Source organism: Streptomyces sp. SID13666 (genome assembly GCF_010548325.1).
In the GTDB taxonomy this organism is placed as follows: domain Bacteria; phylum Actinomycetota; class Actinomycetes; order Streptomycetales; family Streptomycetaceae; genus Actinacidiphila; species Actinacidiphila fildesensis.
The window spans coordinates 21,385-40,113 of the sequence record NZ_JAAGLX010000060.1 but is presented as its reverse complement, the minus strand read 5'-3'; the positions used below and the strand labels follow the sequence as shown (position 1 = coordinate 40,113).

Annotated in this window: 17 protein-coding genes and 1 pseudogene; 9 read left to right on the top strand and 9 right to left on the bottom strand. The window is 72.7% G+C overall.

The genetic code is table 11. The features are described from left to right. The first annotated feature begins 114 nt into the window (after window positions 1-114). Window positions 115-1,350, top strand: coding sequence for an RNA polymerase sigma factor (locus G3I60_RS39585; protein WP_164608364.1), 1,236 nt, complete (start codon window positions 115-117; stop codon window positions 1,348-1,350). 52 nt (window positions 1,351-1,402) lie between these two features. On the opposite strand, the gene G3I60_RS39580 is transcribed toward G3I60_RS39585, so the two are convergent. Next, on the bottom strand, window positions 1,403-2,467 hold the full coding sequence (locus G3I60_RS39580) for an SIS domain-containing protein (RefSeq protein WP_164297912.1): 1,065 nt from the start codon (window positions 2,465-2,467) through the stop codon (window positions 1,403-1,405). 90 nt (window positions 2,468-2,557) lie between these two features. Further along, complete coding sequence (locus G3I60_RS39575; protein WP_164297910.1) at window positions 2,558-3,565, bottom strand: NAD-dependent epimerase/dehydratase family protein; 1,008 nt, start codon at window positions 3,563-3,565, stop codon at window positions 2,558-2,560. A gap of 116 nt (window positions 3,566-3,681) precedes the next feature. Here G3I60_RS39575 and G3I60_RS39570 point away from each other — a divergent pair, with 116 nt between their 5' ends. Next, entirely contained in the window at window positions 3,682-4,575 is an 894-nt protein-coding gene (locus G3I60_RS39570) for an LLM class flavin-dependent oxidoreductase (RefSeq protein WP_164297908.1), read from the top strand. Window positions 4,576-4,933: 358 nt separating this feature from the next. Continuing rightward, complete coding sequence (locus tag G3I60_RS39565) at window positions 4,934-5,632, top strand: class I SAM-dependent methyltransferase (protein WP_164297906.1); 699 nt, start codon at window positions 4,934-4,936, stop codon at window positions 5,630-5,632. 25 nt (window positions 5,633-5,657) lie between these two features. On the opposite strand, the gene G3I60_RS39560 is transcribed toward G3I60_RS39565, so the two are convergent. Then, window positions 5,658-6,575, bottom strand: coding sequence for a LysR family transcriptional regulator (locus G3I60_RS39560; RefSeq protein ID WP_138357372.1), 918 nt, complete (start codon window positions 6,573-6,575; stop codon window positions 5,658-5,660). A gap of 73 nt (window positions 6,576-6,648) precedes the next feature. On the opposite strand from G3I60_RS39560, the gene G3I60_RS39555 reads away from it, so the two are divergent. Further along, entirely contained in the window at window positions 6,649-7,635 is a 987-nt protein-coding gene (locus G3I60_RS39555) for a DMT family transporter (RefSeq protein WP_164297904.1), read from the top strand. A gap of 19 nt (window positions 7,636-7,654) precedes the next feature. On the opposite strand, the gene G3I60_RS39550 is transcribed toward G3I60_RS39555, so the two are convergent. Further along, window positions 7,655-8,986 carry an aminotransferase class I/II-fold pyridoxal phosphate-dependent enzyme gene (locus G3I60_RS39550; protein ID WP_164297902.1) on the bottom strand — a complete coding sequence of 444 codons (1,332 nt, stop codon included), beginning with the start codon at window positions 8,984-8,986 and terminating at the stop codon, window positions 7,655-7,657. Between the two features lie 35 nt (window positions 8,987-9,021). Here G3I60_RS39550 and G3I60_RS39545 point away from each other — a divergent pair, with 35 nt between their 5' ends. Both G3I60_RS39545 and G3I60_RS39540 read left to right on the top strand, forming a co-directional pair. Next, window positions 9,022-9,693 (top strand): pyridoxamine 5'-phosphate oxidase family protein, encoded by a 672-nt coding sequence (locus tag G3I60_RS39545; protein WP_138357375.1) that lies wholly within the window; start codon window positions 9,022-9,024, stop codon window positions 9,691-9,693. Window positions 9,694-9,745: 52 nt separating this feature from the next. After that, window positions 9,746-10,396 carry an FMN-binding negative transcriptional regulator gene (locus G3I60_RS39540; protein ID WP_138357376.1) on the top strand — a complete coding sequence of 217 codons (651 nt, stop codon included), beginning with the start codon at window positions 9,746-9,748 and terminating at the stop codon, window positions 10,394-10,396. 58 nt (window positions 10,397-10,454) lie between these two features. Here G3I60_RS39540 and G3I60_RS39535 read toward each other — a convergent pair whose 3' ends face one another. The 4 genes from G3I60_RS39535 to G3I60_RS39520 form a co-directional block, all read right to left on the bottom strand. Then, on the bottom strand, window positions 10,455-11,432 hold the full coding sequence (locus G3I60_RS39535; protein ID WP_343241818.1) for an EamA family transporter: 978 nt from the start codon (window positions 11,430-11,432) through the stop codon (window positions 10,455-10,457). A 237-nt stretch (window positions 11,433-11,669) separates the two neighbouring features. Then, on the bottom strand, window positions 11,670-12,626 hold the full coding sequence (locus G3I60_RS39530; protein ID WP_138357377.1) for a DMT family transporter: 957 nt from the start codon (window positions 12,624-12,626) through the stop codon (window positions 11,670-11,672). Between the two features lie 12 nt (window positions 12,627-12,638). Then, on the bottom strand, window positions 12,639-13,151 hold the full coding sequence (locus G3I60_RS39525; RefSeq protein ID WP_343241817.1) for a Clp protease N-terminal domain-containing protein: 513 nt from the start codon (window positions 13,149-13,151) through the stop codon (window positions 12,639-12,641). A 211-nt stretch (window positions 13,152-13,362) separates the two neighbouring features. Next, window positions 13,363-14,025 (bottom strand): pyridoxal 5'-phosphate synthase, encoded by a 663-nt coding sequence (locus G3I60_RS39520; protein WP_138357378.1) that lies wholly within the window; start codon window positions 14,023-14,025, stop codon window positions 13,363-13,365. A 94-nt stretch (window positions 14,026-14,119) separates the two neighbouring features. Between G3I60_RS39520 and G3I60_RS39515 the strand changes: the two genes are divergently transcribed. Both G3I60_RS39515 and G3I60_RS39510 read left to right on the top strand, forming a co-directional pair. Next, window positions 14,120-14,659, top strand: a complete 540-nt coding sequence (locus G3I60_RS39515; RefSeq protein ID WP_164297900.1) for an HAD domain-containing protein — start codon at window positions 14,120-14,122, stop codon at window positions 14,657-14,659. Between the two features lie 97 nt (window positions 14,660-14,756). Continuing rightward, window positions 14,757-15,185 carry an SRPBCC family protein gene (locus G3I60_RS39510; RefSeq protein WP_138357380.1) on the top strand — a complete coding sequence of 143 codons (429 nt, stop codon included), beginning with the start codon at window positions 14,757-14,759 and terminating at the stop codon, window positions 15,183-15,185. 92 nt (window positions 15,186-15,277) lie between these two features. Here the strand turns inward: G3I60_RS39510 and G3I60_RS39505 are convergent, their stop codons facing one another. Next, window positions 15,278-17,557 carry a glycoside hydrolase family 3 N-terminal domain-containing protein gene (locus G3I60_RS39505; protein ID WP_198358752.1) on the bottom strand — a complete coding sequence of 760 codons (2,280 nt, stop codon included), beginning with the start codon at window positions 17,555-17,557 and terminating at the stop codon, window positions 15,278-15,280. Here G3I60_RS39505 and G3I60_RS47155 point away from each other — a divergent pair. Beyond that, window positions 17,445-18,713: pseudogene (locus G3I60_RS47155) on the top strand (LacI family DNA-binding transcriptional regulator); the annotation flags it as partial. The gene G3I60_RS39505 and the pseudogene G3I60_RS47155 overlap by 113 nt on opposite strands. Between the last annotated feature and the right edge of the window lie 16 nt (window positions 18,714-18,729).

The window sequence follows — 18,729 nt, the reverse complement described above, 5'->3', positions numbered from 1 at the left end:
ACCGCCTCGTCGGCATCCTCCACGGATGCCTCAAAACCCGCACCCACTACGACGAAGCAACCGCCTGGTCACACCACGCCCAGCCTTATCCCTCTTGACATGAAACGGCATGGGATGTCTGACCTGCCGGCCGTCCCCTCCCCGGAAGTCGAACAGGTCTTCCGTGCGGAGTACGGCCGCTCGGTGGCGGTCCTGGTCCGCGTCTTCGGCGACATCGACATCGCCGAGGAGGCGGTCCAGGACGCCTTCACCACGGCGCTGGAACGGTGGCCGTCCGCCGGGCTGCCACCGAGCCCGGCCGGCTGGATCATCACCACCGCACGCAACCGGGCGATCGACCGCCTCCGCCGGGAGGCGTCCCGCCAGGACCGGCACGCCCAGGCCGCTCTGCTGCACGCCCGCGACGAACCGCCCGAGGAGGGCCCCGTGCGCGACGACCGGCTCCGTCTGATCTTCACCTGCTGCCACCCGTCGCTCGCCACCGGAGCGCAGGTCGCGCTGACGCTCCGGCTCCTGGGAGGCCTCAGCACCACCGAGATCGCCCACGCCTTCCTGGTCCCGGAGCCGACCATGGCCCAGCGGCTGGTGCGGGCCAAGGGCAAGATCCGTGACGCCCGGATCCCCTACCGGGTCCCTTACGAGGCGGACCTTCCAGGCCGGCTCCGGGCCGTACTGGCCGTCGTCTACCTCATCTTCAACGAGGGCTACACGGCGAGTTCGGGCGACCGGCTGGTCCGCGAGGACCTGTGCGCGGAAGCTCTGCGGCTCGGACGGCTGCTGGCCGAACTCATGCCGGACGAGCCCGAGGTCATGGGGCTGCTCGCGCTCATGCTGCTCACCGAGTCCCGCCGCCGGGCCCGCTCCGCCCCGGACGGCGGACTGGTCCCGCTGGACGAGCAGGACCGGGCCCTGTGGGACGGCGCCCTTGTGACCGAGGGACAGACCATCGTCCGGCAGTGCCTGCGGCGCGGCCGGCCCGGCCCGTACCAGGTCCAGGCGGCCATCAACGCCGTCCACAGCGACGCTCCGAGCACGGCCGCCACGGACTGGCGGCAGATCCTGCAGCTCTACGACCAGTTGCTGACGCTCACCCCGACCCCCGTCGTGGCTCTCAACCGCGCGGTCGCGGTGGCCGAGGTCGAGGGACCGGAGACCGCGCTCGCCCTCGTCGACGAGCTCGGCCTCGACGGATACCACGTGTTCCACGCCATCCGGGCCGATCTGCTGCGGCGGTTGGGCCGCACCGCCGAGGCGCGGTCGGCGTACGAGGCGGCGATCGCACTCACCGGGAACAAGCCGGAGAACGACTTCCTCACGCGCCGGCAACGGGAACTCGGCCCGGACCGCTGATCAGCGGTCGGGGGTTGGGGGTCGGCGGTCGGTGACGTTCGGTCAGTGGCGTTCAGTCGAGCGCCGTCGGGGCCGGCGGGGCGATCGCGAAGTCCGCCGGGTCCACGCCGCCCTGCTTCGTGTCGTCGTTGGCGAAGACGAACGACTCGATGGAGATGTTCCGTTCGTCGCTGAGCGCCGCCACCAGCTCCTGCATGACGACGGTCTCCAGCACCACGCGGACACTCGGCGGCACGTCGGGCAGCCGCACCACCCCGAGGTCGGCGCCGCCGCTGACCGGCCGGGTGGTGACGAGCAGCGTGAGGTGCCCGGCACCCGAGAGGGAGCGGGCCAGGGCGACCTCACGGCCGTCCCCGAAGACGATGTGCAGGGTCCGGCCCGCGGACTCCATCTCGCCGTGCAGATAGTTCCTGGTGACGGAGGCGGTGGCCGGCATCCGGACGACCTCGCGCAGCAGCAGCGCACCCTCCTCGGCGGCGGCCCGGGAAGCACCCGACGCGACGACGTCGGCGGCCACCCGGCGCGCGGCGCGGGCCCGCAGCGGGTCGATCACCTCCGCCGCGTCATGACGGACGGCCGCCGCCAGCGCCGCGATCCCCTGCCAGGGATCGTCCGCGCCGATCCGGCCCGTCATCGCCCCGGCGATCAGGTCCAGGGCGACGACCGCTCCGGTGAATCCGATCGTCGAGGCGTACGAGTCGGGCTCGTTGCCGAGATCGACCGTCATCTCCGCGAGCTCGCCCAGCGGGGACGGCATGACGTTCAGCAGGGCTACGCGCGGCACGTCGTTCGCCTCCTTGAAGGCCGCGAGGGTCTCCGAACTGCGGCCGCCCTGCGACACCCCGATCAGCACATCGACGTCGAACCCGGCGGTGCCCCGCTCGATCTCGCTGGAGAGCACCCGCTGGGTGACCACACCCCGGGCACGCAGCAGGTCGACCGCCACACCCAGCGCCGCGTACGAGGCGCCGATCCCCGCGAAGAGCGGGCGCTCGGCGGCACGCAGCCGCTCGAGGCCCGCCCCCTCGAACTGCCCGCGCACATGCGCGACCACCCGCTCCAGCGCGTTCGGCTGGTCGGCCTGCCCCTGGAGGAAGGTAATTCGCGATCCGGACATCCTCGCGGTTCCTTTCGTACGTTCCCACGCCGTAGGAGGAAGGTACGGGAGCCGTCGGCGGCGGGCGGCCGAGTCGGGTACGGAAGTTGTCTACGCCCCGCCCGGGTTGGGGTTCCCGCCGCGCAAAGCCTTCGCCTCCTTCTCCGGGTCCAGTCCGAGCGCGGGCCGGTCCGGCCGCTGCGGCGCGGTGCCGCCCAGGGCCCGGAGCCAGGTCCAGGTGTCGGCCACCGTCTCCTCGACGGGGCGGCAGCGGAGTCCCGCGGCGAGCGCCTTGGAGACGTCCGCGCGGTGCATGGCGTCGTGGACCTCGCCCGGTGGCAGCCAGACCGGGAGCTCCATCCATGGCTCGATGCCGGCCGCGAGGATCGTCTCCGGATCGGTCCAGCGCAGTTCGGCGTCCGAGCCGGTGACCCGCACACACGCCTCCAGGAGCTCGCCCATCGTGGTGTGCCCCGGCGGGCTCACCAGGTTGTACGGGCCGCCGAGCCCCTTCACGGCGGCGTCCAGCGTCCAGGCCGCCAGGTCCCGCGCGTCGATGTACTGCAGCCCCAGGTCCCGCGGGCCGGGCGCCAGCACAGTTCCGCCGCGGGCGATCCGCCCCAGCCACCACGGCAGCCGTCCGATGTTCTCCCCGGGCCCGAGGATCAGCCCGGCCCTGAGCAGCAGCGCCCGCTCGCCGAAGGCCGCCAGCGCCGCCAGCTCCCCGCCTCGCTTGGCCTGGGCGTACTCCACCTCGCCGTCGTCGGGGGACGCGTCGACGAGCGGCCCGTCCTCGGTGAGGCCGGCGGGCGACGGGAACGCGTACACCGACCGGCTGGACACGTAGGCGTAGGACCCGGCCCGGCCGGCGAGCAGCCGGCCCGCGTCACGCACCGCCGACGGCGCACCGGACCAGGTGTCGACGACGACGTCCCACTCGCCCCGGTCCAGCGCCGCCAGACCGCCCTCCGCGGTCCTGTCGCCCAGCAGTGTGGCGACCCCCGGCGGCGCCGCATGGCGTCCGCGGTGGAACGCCGTCACCTCCCAGCCCCGTTCCAACGCCTCGTCGGCGACCGCGCGCCCGACGAACTCCGTCCCACCCAGCAGCAGAATCCTCATGCGGATCACCCTGCCCCCGGACCGGCCCGGCGGTAGCCGTTCCATGCTCACAGCGGAATCGCCCACAGCGGAATGCGGCTGTGCGGGCCCGGCCTGCAGCGTCGTAAGGTCGGGGTATGCGACTGAGCACTGTGATCCTTCCCGTGTACCGCTGGACCGAGGGCCAGGAGGTGTGGCGACGTGCCGAGGACCTCGGCTTCGACACCGCCTACACCTACGACCACCTGTCCTGGCGGACCTTCCGGGACGGGCCGTGGTTCGGCGCGGTACCCACCCTCACCGCGGCCGCGACGGCCACCGAGCGGCTGCGGCTCGGCACGCTCGTCACGTCGCCCAACTTCCGGCACCCCGTGACGCTGGCGAAGGACCTGATCACGCTCGACGACGTCAGCGGAGGACGGATCACGCTGGGCATCGGCGCGGGCGGCTCCGGGTTCGACGCGACCGCGATGGGCCAGGAGGCGTGGACTCCGCGCGAGCGCGCGGACCGCTTCGGTGAGTTCGTCCCGCTGCTCGACCGGCTGCTCACCGACGACGTGGTGTCGTACGAGGGCGAGTTCTACTCCGCGCACGAGGTCCGCAACATCCCCGGCTGTGTGCAGCGGCCCCGGATCCCCTTCGCGGTGGCCGCCACCGGGCCGCGCGGGCTGAAGCTCGCCGCGCGCCATGGGCAGGCCTGGGTCACCACCGGCGATCCGAAGCTCTTCGAGACCGGCACGCCCGAGCAGTCGCTGGAGGCCGTCCGCGGCCAGATCAACAAGCTCGGCGCGGCCTGCGACGAGATCGGCCGGGACCCCGCCGAACTGCACAAGACCATGCTCACCGGCTTCACCCCGGACCGCCCGCTGGACTCGTTCGACGCCTTCACCGACTTCGCCGGCCGCCACGCGGAGCTGGGCATCGACGAGATCGTCATCCACTGGCCGATCCCGGACTCCGACTTCGCCGCCGACCCCAAGCTCTTCGAACGCATCGCCACCGAGGGGCTCGTCCAGCTCGCCACACCGTAGCAACACAGGACAATCCGGGCGGAGAGGCCGATGTCGTCGCGTCCGATCCGCCCCAGTACGGCGATTCACGTGCGCACCTGGCGTCTCAGTGCGCACACTTGGTTGTGCGCTCAACGATTGACCCCGGTGCTTCCCCGCACGGTTCCGGCCGTCCGGCAGACGTGCACCCGCACACCGGCCTGGCCGGGGTCATCCATGCCGCGCCCCACCGGCGCACCCAGCCGACCGAGCACGCCGAGCACGGCTAAGCCCCTGGCGAACGAGCGGTACCCGTGGGTCCTCCGGGGAAGGTTCGGGCCCAACAGCGGCCGGACCACCGGCCGCTGTCCCGGAGGTACGTGACACGCGGAGGTTCCCCATGGCCCCGACTGCGGCATACGACGAGATCGCCGACTGGTACGAGCAGGAGTTCCTCGGTGGGCGGCAGGCGGGGACCGGGACCGGCGAACCGGTCGCGGACGTCGATCCGCTGGGCATCCACCGCGCCACACGCGAACTGCTGGGTGCGGGAAGCGGCATCTGTCTGGAGATCGGCTGCGGCACCGGGACCCATGCCGAACGGGTCCGCGCACTGGGCTGGACGCCCGTCGGCGTTGACCTCTCCGCCGGCATGCTGCGCCACGCGCGCGGCCGGCTCCCCATCGCGCGGGCCGACGCCGAGCGGCTGCCGATAGCGGCCGGTTCGGTGCCCGCCGTCATCTCGATGATGGTCCACACCGACATGCCCGGATACCCGGCGGTGCTGCGCGAGGCGGCCCGGGTGCTGCGTCCCGGCGGGGTGCTGGTGCACGTCGGCGTCCACCCCTGCTTCTGCGGCGGATTCGCCGACCGCGCGGACCCGGACGCGGTGGTGATCCGTCCCGGCTACCGCGACGGGCACTGGACCAAGGCGTCCTGGACGAGCGCGGGAGTGCGCGACAAGGTCGGTGCCACGCACTACCCGCTGCCCGACCTGATGCACGCGTTCCTCGCGGCGGGCCTGGTGCCCGAACGGTTCACGGAGGGCGGCGCACCGACCCCGACCGTCCTGGCCCTCCGCGCCCGCAAGCCCGAGTGACCGCCGGTGACGTGAACGGCGCGCGTCAGACCGTGGACGCGGCGAGTGCGGCGCCCGCTGAGGACTGCAGGGCTTCGACCGCGGCACGGATGGCCGGGCGGCGGTCGGCGTCCTCGCGCCAGACGGCGTAGACGTGGCGGTGCATGGTGTGGCGCACGGGGACGACGCTCACGCCGTCGGGGACCGGGCCGCGACCGAGGCGGGGGGCGACCGCGACGCCGAGGCCGGCCGCGACCAGGGCGAGCTGGGTGTGGTGTTCCTCGGCGGAGTGCGACAGGCGGGGCTCGATGCCCTTGCCGCGCAGGGTGAACATGAGCCAGTCGTGGCAGAACTCGCCGTCCGGCCAGGAAACCCAGTCGTCGTCCGCGAAGTCCTCCAGCTCGATCTGTGCCCGGCCGGCGAGCGGGTGGTCCGACGGCATCGCGACATCGGCGATGTCGTCCAGCAGTGGCGCCTTGGCGAGACCGGAGGGCAGGGACAGCGGTCTGTTGTACCAGTCCAGGACGACGGCGAGGTCCATGTCGCCACGCACCACCCGGGCCACAGAACCGGCCGGCTCCATCTCCTGCATCCGGGGCCGCAACTGGGGGTGGTCCCGGCGCAGGGCCGCCAGCGCCATCGGCAGCAGCCCGCGGGCGGCGGTCGGGAACGCCCCCAGGACGACCTCGCCGACGGCCGCTCCCCGGTGCGCCTCGAGATCGGAGTGCGCCAGTTCGACCAGCGAGAGGATGCGTTCCGCATGGCCGGAGAGCAGCCGGCCGGCGTCGGTGAGGCGGACGCCGCGGCCGTTCTTGGCCAGCATCTGCTGACCGGTCTCGCGCTCCAGCTTGCCCATCTGCTGGGAGACGGCCGAGGTCGTCACATGCAGGACGTCGGCGGCGGCGCTGACCGAGCCGTAGGTGGCGATGGCATGCAGGATCCGGAGGCGCTCCAGGTTCAACATGTAAGGGATTCTACGCGTTCCATCGTACGTAAACTCGCTTGTTCTACGGAATCAATTCCGTCATCTTAGGAGCATGAGCGTCCCCGCCGGCCTTCGGCCCGCCTCCGCCACCGCCGCGCCCGCTCCGATACCGGAGGCGCCACCGGTCGCCCGCCGCGCGGTGGACTGGCGGATCCGGTTCGCCATCCTGGGCCTCATCTGGGGCTTCAGCTTTCTGTTCATCAAGGTCGGCACGGAGGCGTTCGCACCCCTTCAGGTGACGCTGGGCCGGATGGTCTTCGGCACGGTCGTGCTGATCGCCGCCCTGCTCGTCAAGCGCGACCGGCTGCCGCGCGGGAAGCGGACCTGGCTGCATCTGACGGTCGCCGCACTGCTGCTCAACGCGCTGCCGTTCTCACTGTTCGCCTACTCCGAACTGACCATCCCCTCCACGCTCGCGGGGATCTGCAACGCCACCACCCCGCTGTGGAGCATGGTCGTCTCGGTCGTCGCGCTCTCCGAGGACAAGCCGACGCGGCAGCGGTTCGCGGGGGTCGGCCTCGGCTTCGTCGGCGTGCTGACCGTGCTCGGCGCCTGGCAGGGCTTCTCCGGCCAGGACCCGGCGGGCACCGCCATGGCCCTGATCGCCGCGGCCAGTTACGCGGTCGGCTGGGCGTACGTACGCCGCACCCTGGCCGGGTCCGGCCACTCCAACCTCGCGCTCTCCAGCAGCCAGCTGCTGCTCGGCACGGTCCAGCTCGCCCTGGTCACACCGTTCTTCACCTCCGTGCCGACCTCGTTCCCGATCCTGTCGGTGCTCTCGGTCGTCGCGCTCGGCGCCCTCGGCACCGGTATCGCGTTCCTGCTCCAGTACGGGCTGGTCGCCGAGAAGGGCCCGACGATCGGCGCGATGGTCACCTATCTGATCCCGGTCGTCGCGACCGCCGCGGGCGTACTGCTGCTCCATGAGCGGCTGGGCTGGAACGAGCCGGTCGGCGCGGCCGTCGTCCTGGCCGGCGCCGCCCTCACCCAACTGCGCCCCCGCCGTTCCCGACCGGCCGCCGGTACGACTCAGCCGTAACGCCACAGCCTGAGCCGTCTCAGCCGTAGCGTCCCGCGCCCGACGCCCCGACCACCCGGGCGACCGCGTCCGCGAGCGGCACGATGTCGGCGTCACGGAGCGCGGAGACCGTGAGCCGCACGCCCGGGGAGGACGCGAGCCGGAAGCGGGCGCCGGGGGCGGTGGCCCAGCCGGCCTGCAGCAGGCCGGCCACCGCACCGGTCTCGTCGGAGACCGGCACCCAGACGTTCATGCCGCTGCGCCCATGGGCCGCGATGCCGCGTTCGGCCAGGGCCTGGACCAGGGCGTCGCGCCGCCGTCCGTACGACGGCGCCACCACCCGCGGGTCGACCGCGCCGGACTCCCACAGGTGCACCACGGCGCGCTGCAGCAGATGGCTGACCCAGCCGGCGCCCAGCCGGTAGCGGCCCTGAACGCGGTCGACGGTGACCGGGTCGCCGGTGAAGACCGCCAGGCGCAGATCCGGGCCGTACGCCTTGGCCGTGGAGCGCACCAGCACCCAGTGCGTGGTGACGCCCGACAGACAGTGCAGCGGCAGGTCGACCAGCCCGTGCACATGGTCGTCGTCGACCACCAGCACCTCGGGATGGCGCGCGAGCACCTCGCGCAACTCCCGGGCGCGGTCCGCGGAGATCGCCGCGCCGGTCGGGTTCTGGCCGCGGTCGGTGACGACGAGAGCGCGTACGCCGGCCAGCAGCGCCCGTGCGACGTCCGCGACGACCGGGCCGTCGTCGTCGACCCCGACCGGCACCGCGCGCAGCCCGAGAGCCGGCGCCAGGTCCAGCACACTCCCCCACCCCGGGTCCTCGACCGCCACGGCGTCCCCCGGGCGCAGATGGGCCGCCAGCACCCGTTCGATGGCGTCGAGCGAGCCCGAGGTGAGTCCGATGGGGCCGTCGGGCACCCCGTCCCGGTCGAAGGCCGCGCGGGCGAGAGCGCTCAACCCGGCGTCGACGGCCGGTCCGCCGTAGAGCGCCGGGTTCTCGGCGTTACGGGCCACCGCCGCCGCGAACGCCGCGTCGAGCGGCGGCAGCAGCGAGACGTCCGGATTGCCGTTGGAGATGTCCCGCGTCCCCGGCGGCACATCGATCCGGATCTGGTCGCGTGAGGTGGTGGCGGGCCGGGAGCGCACCCGGCTGCCGCGCCGGCCTGCCGTCTCGATCACCCCGCGGTCGCGCAGCAGCCGGTAGGCGGCGGCCACCGTGTTGGGGTTCACGTCCAGTTCCTGGGCCAGTTCACGCAGCGGCGGCAGCGCCGCGCCCGGCTTGAGCGCGCCCTCGCCCACCGCCCGCTCGATGTCGGCGGCAATACCCGATGCGCCCCGGCCGGTGATTCGATACTCTCCTAGCACAAAGTTGATTATGCACTAGTTCAAAGGATTGCGCCATGGCCGACACCGCCGCCCCCACCGTCCCCGCCCCTTCGTACGAGGCGACGGAACGCACCGTCCCCACCCGGATACGGGAGCGCGCCGCCTACGACCGTGACACCGTCCACGCGATCCTCGACGAGGGCTACCTCTGCCACCTCGGATTCATCCGCGACGGCGCCCCCGTCGTGCTGCCCACCCTCTACGGCCGGATCGGCGAGCGGCTCTACGTCCACGGCTCGACCGGATCGCGCCCGCTGCGCGGCGCGAAGGACCCGGGGCTGGCCGTCTGCCTGACCGTCACCCACCTCGACGCCCTCGTGCTGGCCCGTTCCGCGTTCCACCACTCGATGAACTACCGCTCGGTGGTGGTGCACGGCACCGCTCACCAGGTCACCGATCCGGCGGAGCGCGCCGAAGCGCTGGACGCGCTGGTCAACCAGGTGGTGGCCGGCCGCGCGGACGACTCGCGCCGGGCCAACGCCAAGGAGCTCGCCGCGACCACCGTCATCCGGCTCGACCTCCTGGAGGTGTCGGCGAAGGTCCGCACCGGCGGCCCGAACGACGAGCCGGAGGACACCGGACTGCCGTACTGGACCGGGATCGTGCCCGTCACCAAGGTCTACGGCGCCCCCGTTCCGGCCGACGACCTCGACCCGGCCGTCGCCCTGCCCGCCTACCTCGCCTGAGCCTGAGTCTGTGCTGAAACCTGAACCAGAACCCGACCCCGAGGGACCCGACATGCTCATCCACCCCTGGGACGCACCGCAGGACGACACCGAGTGGCAGACCTGGCTCGCCGCCCACGACTTCGGGCAGCTGGCCGTCAACGGCCTGCCCGGCGAACCCCCGTTCGTCCAGCCGCTGCACTTCGCCTACGACCCGGAGCGCAACGAGGCGTTCACCCACCTCGCCCGCCCCAACCCGCTGTGGCACGCCCTCGAGGCGAACCCACGGGTGACGCTCAGCGTCGTGGACGACTACACGTTCATCCCCGGCCCCTGGCACGCCCCCGAGGGCGTGCCCGCCGAGCACGGCACCCCGACCAGCTTCTACGCCGCCGTCCAGCTGCTGTGCACGGCGCATGTCATCGACGACGAGGCGCAGAAGGCCGCCGTGCTGCACCGTCAGCTCGCGCACTTCCAGCCGGCCGGCGACTACGCGCCCGTCGCCCCGGGACAGGCCCCGTTCGGCCGGATGCTGCCCGGGATCCGCGGCATCCGGCTGGAGGTGACCGAGGTCCGCGCGAAGTTCAAGTACGGCGGCAACAAGCCCCGGCAGATGCAGCAGCGGGACGCGGAGCGCCTCGCGGAGCGGGCCGCCCCGCACGACGAGGCGGCCCGCGCCCACCAGCTGCGCCGGCTGGCGGCATCCGACCCGGACCGCGCCTAGGTCACGAGCCTGCGCCCACCCGCCACCGTCGTCCGGTGTCGGCGCGCACCCCCGGCGGTCATCCCGTGCCGGCCGCCGCGCGGCGGCCGGCCGAGGCCAGCCGGGCCTCCTCCAGGCCCAGCGCCGTCACGGCGCCGAGCAGGATGACGGTGCCCAGTACGGTCGCGCCGGTCAGCTGTTCGCCGAGGACGACGACGGCGATGGCCGCCGCGGAGACCGGTTCGATCAGTGCGATGACGGAGACCGTCGCCGCCCGGACCACCGCGGCGCCCGCGAAGTACAGCCCGTAGGCGAGTGCGGTCGGCACGGAGGCCAGATAGACCAGCAGCCACAGGGTGTGGCCGAGGTCCGTGCCGCGCGGCCACAGCCCTTCCACCAGGGCGAGCGGGAGCAGGGTCACGGCGCACACCGCGAAGGCCCACAGCGAGGTCATGAACGGGTCAGCGCCGTCACCGCCGCGGCCCATCCAGCGGGTCAGCAGCGTGATGCAGGCGTAGCCGGACGCGGACAGCAGCGCGAGCCCGACCCCGGCCGGGGCCACGGACCCGCCGCCGTTGCCCAGGACGAGCACCGCGAGCCCCGCCGGAGCGCCGGAGACGGCCACGGCGCCGCCGCGGCCGAGCCGTTCGCCCATGATGAGACGGGCGACGACCGCGATGATGACCGGGCCCGCACCCAGGGTGACGACGGTCGCGACGGCCAGTCCCGTCGACTCGACGGCGCCGAAATAGGCGGTCTGGAAGACCGTCAGGCCGAGGCCGGTGGCCAGGATGCGCAGCACCGCGCGCCGCCGGGGTTCCTTCCTGGCCGGTGTACGGACGGCGCCGCGACGGCGGCGGACCAGCCGGACGAGCAGCAGCAGCGCGAAGCCGCCGGCGGTGCGCCAGAAGGTCAGGGCGACGGGGCCGAGGCCGCTGCTCACCAGGAGCAGCGCGGCGGCGGCGCCCGCGGTGCCCCAGGCGGTGGCGGCGAAGGTGACGTAGAGCAGGCCGCGTCCGACGGACGGGGCAAGGGTGTGGCCATGGTTCGACGGCACGAGTGTTCTCCCGCGGAGGACTTGAGATGGTCGCGTGGTCCCGTGTGCGGGCAGCCGCGACCTGCTCGGGTACGTGCCCGAGCCGGGTCGTCCGTGGGGTGGCAGCCCGCCTAGGCGGCGGGCGGCGGCAGAACGGTGAGGTGCATGATCGTCACCTTACGAGGTGCGGACGCGCCCCTACAAGGCGGTTCCGAGGCGCGAGATCCGGGGACCCGGGGCTCGGAGCAGGGGCCGTCCTCAGACCAGATCGGGCTGCGGCAGCGGCTCGGCCACCGGTTTGCTCCCACCGCTCTGGGTGGTGGTCTGGGCGACGAACGCACCCGCCAGCACCAGCGTTCCGCCGATGATCTGCGGAACGCCCAGGTGCTCACCGAGCAGGATCCAGGCGAACACGGTCCCCACCACCGCCTCCAGACAGGCGACCACCCCGGCCACCTGCGGGGTCAGCTTGCGCACGGCCAGCACCCCGGTCAGATACGCGACGACCGTCGCCACCAGGACGATCCACCCGACGAGCAGCACCGCGGGCACCTGCTTGTCGCCGAGCGCGGCCTGATGGCCCAGCACTGCCCAGTTCATCCCCCACGGCCGCGCCACCACGGTCATCACCGCGGCGCCGATCAGCAGCCCGAAGGCGATGACGGCGATCGGGTCGGGGGCGTCCTCGCCCTCCGTGCCGTGGTCGGCCAGGACGAAGTAGCTGACCTGGCAGCAGGCCGCGCCGAAGGCGAGCAGCAGACCGAAGGCGTCGAAGGCCAGCCCCGACCACACCTCGACCACCGAGGCCATGCCGCCGACCGCCAGCACCACCCCGATCGCCGCCGCCCGGCTCACCGGCCGGCGCTGCACGAAGCGCACCCAGCCCAGCAGCAGGGCCGGGCCGAGGAACTCCACGAGGATCGCGACGCCCACCGGGATCCGGGATATCGCCGCGAAGTAGAACGTCTGCACACCCGCGATGGCGAGCAGGCCGAAGCCCGCCAGGAGTCCGGGGCGCTGCCGCAGCAGGGCGCGATGGCGCAGCGCGACCGGCAGCATGATGAGCGCCGCTCCCGCCACGCGCAACCACACCACATCGAGCGGGTCGAGCCCCGCCTCGATGAGCGGTTTCGCCGCTACTCCTGAACCACCGAACGCGAACGCCGACGCCAAGGCGAGCCCCAGCCCCGCGTTCCTCCCCTGAGACGCATGCATCGGGCCATGATGTCAGCTCGCGACAGGTCCTTCGTCCAGGTAGCGGCTGACGTCCAGACCGGCGGTCCGCAGTACCTCGACGGCGCGGCTGTGCGGGTCGGCGGCCAGCGCGTTGAGCAGATCGATCCCGTCGGCCTGGTCGCGGCCTCCACGCTGGGCCGAGCGCACGGCCGTGCGCATCGCGGCGGCGGCCGCCGGACTCCAGCCCGGGGTGCTCCGCGCGGTGACCACCGGCAGCGCCCCGGAGTCCTCCACCGAGCCCTGCCACTCCAGGCCGTAGCCGATGCTGCGCTGCGCCAGGTACCCGAGGACTCGCACCACCTGCCCGCTGCCCGCGTCGCACGCGTCACGGGCCCGGGGGTCGGTCTCCAGCAGCGAGTGCAGCAGATGCGCGGTGTCGATCTGCCGGTCCCCGTCGCGCCCGGCCCGCCGCCGGGCACTGGCCGCCACCGTGCGCAGCTCCACACCGAACCGCGCGTCGTTGTCGGGGTGGGTCAGGTCCAGGGGCCGGGCTTCGCTGTGCACATACCCCACCCCATCAGGGCGGGGAGGCCGGAACATCCCCGCCAGGGGCCATGTGCGCATCCCCCCGAAGGCGGGGTCGTCCGGCCGGTCTCATCCCGGAGGATGACTCACGGCCGGACCCCTCATGACCGGACCACCCACGGCCGGACCACTCCTGACCCAACCGCTCATGACCCAACCGCTCATGACCTAACCGCTCATGACCGGACGCTCACGGCCACAGCAGTCCCCGCTTCCAGTCGTCGCCCTGCCGGGCGTAGTGCAGCCGCACATGGAAGCTGTCCGGGTCCCCCTGGAAGAACTCCATCTCGTCGGCCCGCAGCCGGTAGACGGTGTGCCCCGCCGGAACGGCCTGCGGGTCGGCCGCGACCAGGTCCGCGGCCCGCCGCCGCTCCTCGTCGTACGCGCCGGGCCCGGCCAGCGGGGCGCTCATCCGTCCGGTGAACCCGGCGATCCGGGAGGCCTCGCGGCGGCCCAGGAAGTCGCCGCGCGCGATCCCGGCGTCCAGGGCCTCGACGGGGCCCGCCGCCCGGATCTGCCGGCCCTGGCGCGGCCAGTACCAGCTCAGCGCCGCGTGCGGGTTGGCCGCCAGGTCGTGGCCCTTGTGACTGGTCGCGTCGGACGCGAACACGAACGTGCACGCGTCGGCGCCCAGGCCGCGCAGCATGAGGACCCGCGCCGAGGGACGCCCGTCGCGGTCCGCGGTGCTGAGTGTCATGACATGCGGTTCCGGCACACCCTCGTCCAGCGCCTCGTCCAGCCAGCGGGCGAACTGGCGCCCGGGAGAGGGGTCCGCTCCGTCCGGGTCGAACCGCGGCAGGGGTCCGGCCAGCACCGGAACGGCGCGCAGCCGGGCCGGCAGTTCCTCGTCCATATGTCCTCCTGTTGAGCGCGCAACCACCATGGCCCCGATCCTCGTCCCTCACAGGCACGAGTAACCGCCTGCCCCGCCCTGGGGAAGGAGAGCGATGGCCAAACCGCTGCTTTTCCTCGACATCGACGGAGTCCTCAATCCGGTACTGCCATCGGCGGCATTCACCGCGTACGACATCCTGGACCACACCGTGCTGCTCTCCGCCGCACACGGCGCGTGGCTGCGCGAGTTGTCCGCGGTCTACGAGCTCACCTGGGCCAGCACCTGGGAGCACGAGGCCAACCGGCACATAGCCCCGCGGCTGGGCCTGCCGGTGCTGCCGGTGGTGGAGTTCGGCCGCTACCGCCCGCGTCCCGGCGATCCGCGGCTGCCGCGCGCGGACCTGTTCACCGGCCGGAAGTGGGCGCCGATCCTGCGCCACGCCGGCGGCCGTCCGTTCGCCTGGATCGATGACGTCATCCCCCGCCGGCTCGCCCGGCAGGCGCGTTTCCGACCCGACCGGGTGCTGCTGCGGATCAATCCCGGGCACGGTCTGAACCGGGGTCATGTGGACCGGTTACTGAGCCGCGGGCCGCTGCCGACCCGCAGCGTACGGCTGGCCCGCCGGGAATCTCTGACGGTTCATCAGTTCTGACGCTTCATCAGTATTGAATGTTCGGGCCGCTGCGACTACGTTCCGCGACACCGTCGCTGCGCGCGAGCCGCAGCGCCTTCGCACAAGGAGTGATCGCATGGCCGAAGTCTCCGCACAGGCGCGCATCGCGGCCCCGGCCGAGAAGGTCTGGAGGCAGCTGACCGACTTCGCGTCGTACGGCCAGTGGAGCGCCACCCACACGAGTTTCCCGAAGGGAGGCCCGGCGCCGCTGGCGGCCGGTGCCACCTATCAGGAGAACATGAAGATGATGGGCTTCCCGGCCGAGGTCACCTGGACCGTGGAGGCCCTGGAGGCCGAGCGGGTGCTGGGCATCGCGGGCAAGGGCCCGATGGGTGTCAACCTCAGTATGCGCTACACCCTGACGCCCGACGGCGACGCCACCGAACTGCGGATCGACAGCAGCTTCGCCGGCGCAGCCGTCGCCATGATGGCGGGCAAGCTCAAGGACTCGGCGACCGCCGCCCTCAACGAGTCGCTGCGCAAGCTGGCCGGGCTCGTCGAGTAGCGACGGCAGGGCCGGGCGCACGAGCGGATCCGGTGCGGACGGACGGGTACGGGGCGGCGGCAGGGACCGACCGCCGCCCCGCACTCGCCGGCTCAGCGCACCGTCACCGCCGCGCTCTTGTCGCCCGCCGAGAAGGTGTACGCGCCGCGCTCGACCTTCTGCGCGCCCGCGCCGTCCAGGTCGCCCGGCGTGACCGCGAGGGTTCCCGGCGACACCTGCAGCCGGACCGTACGGGTCTCCCCCGCCGCCAGGTGCACCTTGGTGAAGGCCACCAGCCGGGTCGCCGGCGTCAGAACGTCGCTGGTCGGCCGTGACACGTACACCGGCACCACCAGATCGCCCGCCTTGCCGCCGGTGTTGGAGACGGTCACCTTGACACCGACCGGGTCACCGGCCCGTACCACCGCCTTGTCGGCCGTGATCGCGCCGAAGGCGTAGGAGGTGTACGAGAGACCGGCGCCGAACGGGTAGGCCGCGTCGTACGAGGACTCCGGCCCGCCGTTGGTGCCCGGCAGCTGCTGGTAGTACAGCGGCTCGTTGCCGATGTGCTTCGGCCAGGAGACCGGCAGCCGGCCGCTCGGGTTGACCGCCCCGAACAGCACGTCGGCGATTCCGTGCCCGCCCTCGCTGCCCGGCAGCCAGGACATCAGCAGCCCCTGGGTGCCGTCCGCGTCGCCGAGCGCGAGCGGCCGGCCCGCGATGACGACGGTGACGACGGGCTTGCCCGCCGCCTTCAGCGCCTTGACCAACGCCTGCTGATCCGCCGACAGTTCGGGCCGCGGGCTGTCCGCGGCGCCTTCCGCCGCGGCCTTCTCGCCGACGACCACGACGGTCAGATCGGCGTCCTTGGCCTGCGCCACCGCGTCGTCGGCGCTGGTGGCCCGCACCACCTCGGTGCCCGCGGGCGCCGCCTCCTTGATCCCCGCCAGCACGGTCGTGCCCGGCAGCGTCACACCTTCGGGGACGCCCTGCCAGCCGATGGTCCAGCCACCCGCCTGGTCGTTGATGTCATCGGCGTAGGAACCCGCCACGACGATCTTCTTGGCCGCCGGGGAGATCGGCAGCACCCCGCCGTCGTTGCGCAGCAGCACCTGCGACTCGGCGGCCGCCTTGCGCGCGAGGGCCTTGTCCGCCCCCAGCACCGCGGCGTCGGCCTTGGCCGCGTCCACGTAGGGGTGCTCGAACAGGCCGAGCTCGAACTTCATCCGCAGGATCCGGCCGGCCGACTCGTCGATGCGCTTGACCGAGACCAGCCCGCGGTCGACAGCGGTCTTCAGGCCGGTGCTCCACTCCTTGGCGAAGTACGGCTCCATGGCCATGTCCAGGCCCGCGTTGACCGCGAGGGCGATCGCCTCGGGGTAGTCGGCGGCGAGCTTGTACTTCGTCTGCAGCGCCCGGACGTCCTCCCAGTCGCTGACCGTGACGCCCTTGAAGCCCCACTGGTCGCGCAGCACCTTGGTGAGCAGGTACTTCGAGGAGGTCGCGGGGACGCCGTTGATGGCACCGGAGTTGACCATCACGGTCTTCGCACCGGCCTGCACGGCCTGCTTGTACGAGGGCAGCAGGGTGTCCTGCAGATAGCGCATGGAGACGTCCGCGGGCACCCGGTCGTGGCCGTTGGCCGGCTCGGAGTAACCGCCGAAGTGCTTCACGGTGGCGACGACGTGCTTGGCGCCGTTCGCCGTGTCGATGCCGGTGACGCTCGCGGCGGCCAGCGTCCCGGCCAGCAGCGGGTCCTCGCCGAACGTCTCGTAGTAGCGGCCCCAGCGCTGGTCGCGGGCGAGGTCCGCGACGGGCGCGAAGTTCCAGTCGATGCCGGTCGCGGCGACCGAGCGCGCCGTGGAGGCTCCCGCCGCCCGGACGGTGGCCGGGTCCCAGGTGGCGCCCAGGCCGATCTGGTGCGGGAAGACGGTGGCGCCGAGCACGTTGTTGTGACCGTGCACGGCGTCGACCCCGTAGAGCACCGGGATGTGCAGCCGCGAGTTGTCGACGGCGTACTTCTGCACGGTGTTGACCATCTTCGCCCACTCGGCGGGCGTGTTCACGGCGGGGCCCATGCCGCCGCCGGAGAGGATCGAGCCGGCCGCGTAGTCGCCCAGCACCGATTTCATGCAGGTCTCGTTGAGGGCACCGCCGCTCCATTCGCAGTCGCCCTGGACCCGCGCGACCGCGATCTGGTCCATCTGCCCGATCTTCTCCTCCAGCGTCATCCGCTTCAGGAGGTCCTTGACGCGCAGATCGATCGGCGCCCTGGCGTCGGTGTACTGGGCCGAGCTGCCGGCGGTGGCCGGTACCGCGCCGACCGCGGCGACACAGGCCGCGGCGGTGGCCAGGGTGACAAGTGCTCTGAAGCGGGTCCTGGGTGACTTCATTGGCATCGCGCGTGGCATCGCAGCATCCCGTTTCTGTCGGGCCCCGGTGGCGGGGCCGCGTTACGTAAACGTTTCCGGTGCGCCGGAAGTCTGTCTTCGCCATGACACATCGTCAAGACTGTGTGCAGCACACACCCTCGCCACTCCAGGAACAGGTGCAATCGCCGTGAACATCCGCGAACTGGCTCTCCGCAGCGGTGTTTCGACCGCTACGGTCTCCCGCGCGCTCAACGACCGGGCCGAGGTGAGCGAGGCGACCCGCGACCGTATCCGGCGGCTGGCCAGCGAACTCGGGTACGCCCCGAACGAACCCGCCCGCACGCTGGTGCGGCGCCGGTCCGACACCATCGGCCTGGTCTGGGACACCGGCTACGAGACCCTCGGTTTTCAGCATCCCTTCCTGCAGGGCCTGTTGAGCGCGGTGCGCAACGCGCTGTCCGAGGCCGACTACCACCTGATGCTGCTGACCACGTCGGGTCCCGGCGACGCCGACACCACCTATCTGCAGGCGGTGCGGCGGCACAACCTCGAAGGCGTCGTCGTGCTGGGCACCCCCGCCGACAACCGCGCCCTGCGGGCCCTCGCCGCCTCCGACGTCCCGTGTTCCGGGATCGACGTCGCGCTCAGCGGCCCCCGTACCGTCCGGGTCACCTCCGACAACGCGGCCGGCGCGGCGGCCGCCGTGGAGCACCTGTACACCCAGGGGCACCGCCGGATAGCCACCGTCACCGGCCCGTTGTACCTGCCGCCGGCCGCCGAACGGCTGGCCGGATTCCGGGAGGCGTGCGCCCGGCTCGGACTGGACGTGCCCCCGGAGTACGTGGTCACGGGGGACTTCTTCCTCAACAGCGGCCAGGACGCGGTGCGCACCCTGCTCGCCACGGAGCAGCCGCCCACCGCGGTCTTCGCGGCGGGCGACCAGATGGCGATCGGCGCGCTGCACGCGGCCGCGGACGCGGGGCTGTCGGTACCCGGAGATCTCGCGATCGTCGGCTTCGACGACATCGACGCGGCGTCGCTGGTCCGCCCGGCCCTGACGACCGTCGCCCAGGACCAGCGCGCGCTGGGCTCGGCGGCCGTCAAGGCGCTGCGCGGACTGCTCGACGCCGATCCGGCGGAGCCGGCCGAGCCGTGGATCGTGCCGACCCGGCTCGTGGGTCGGACTTCTCCGG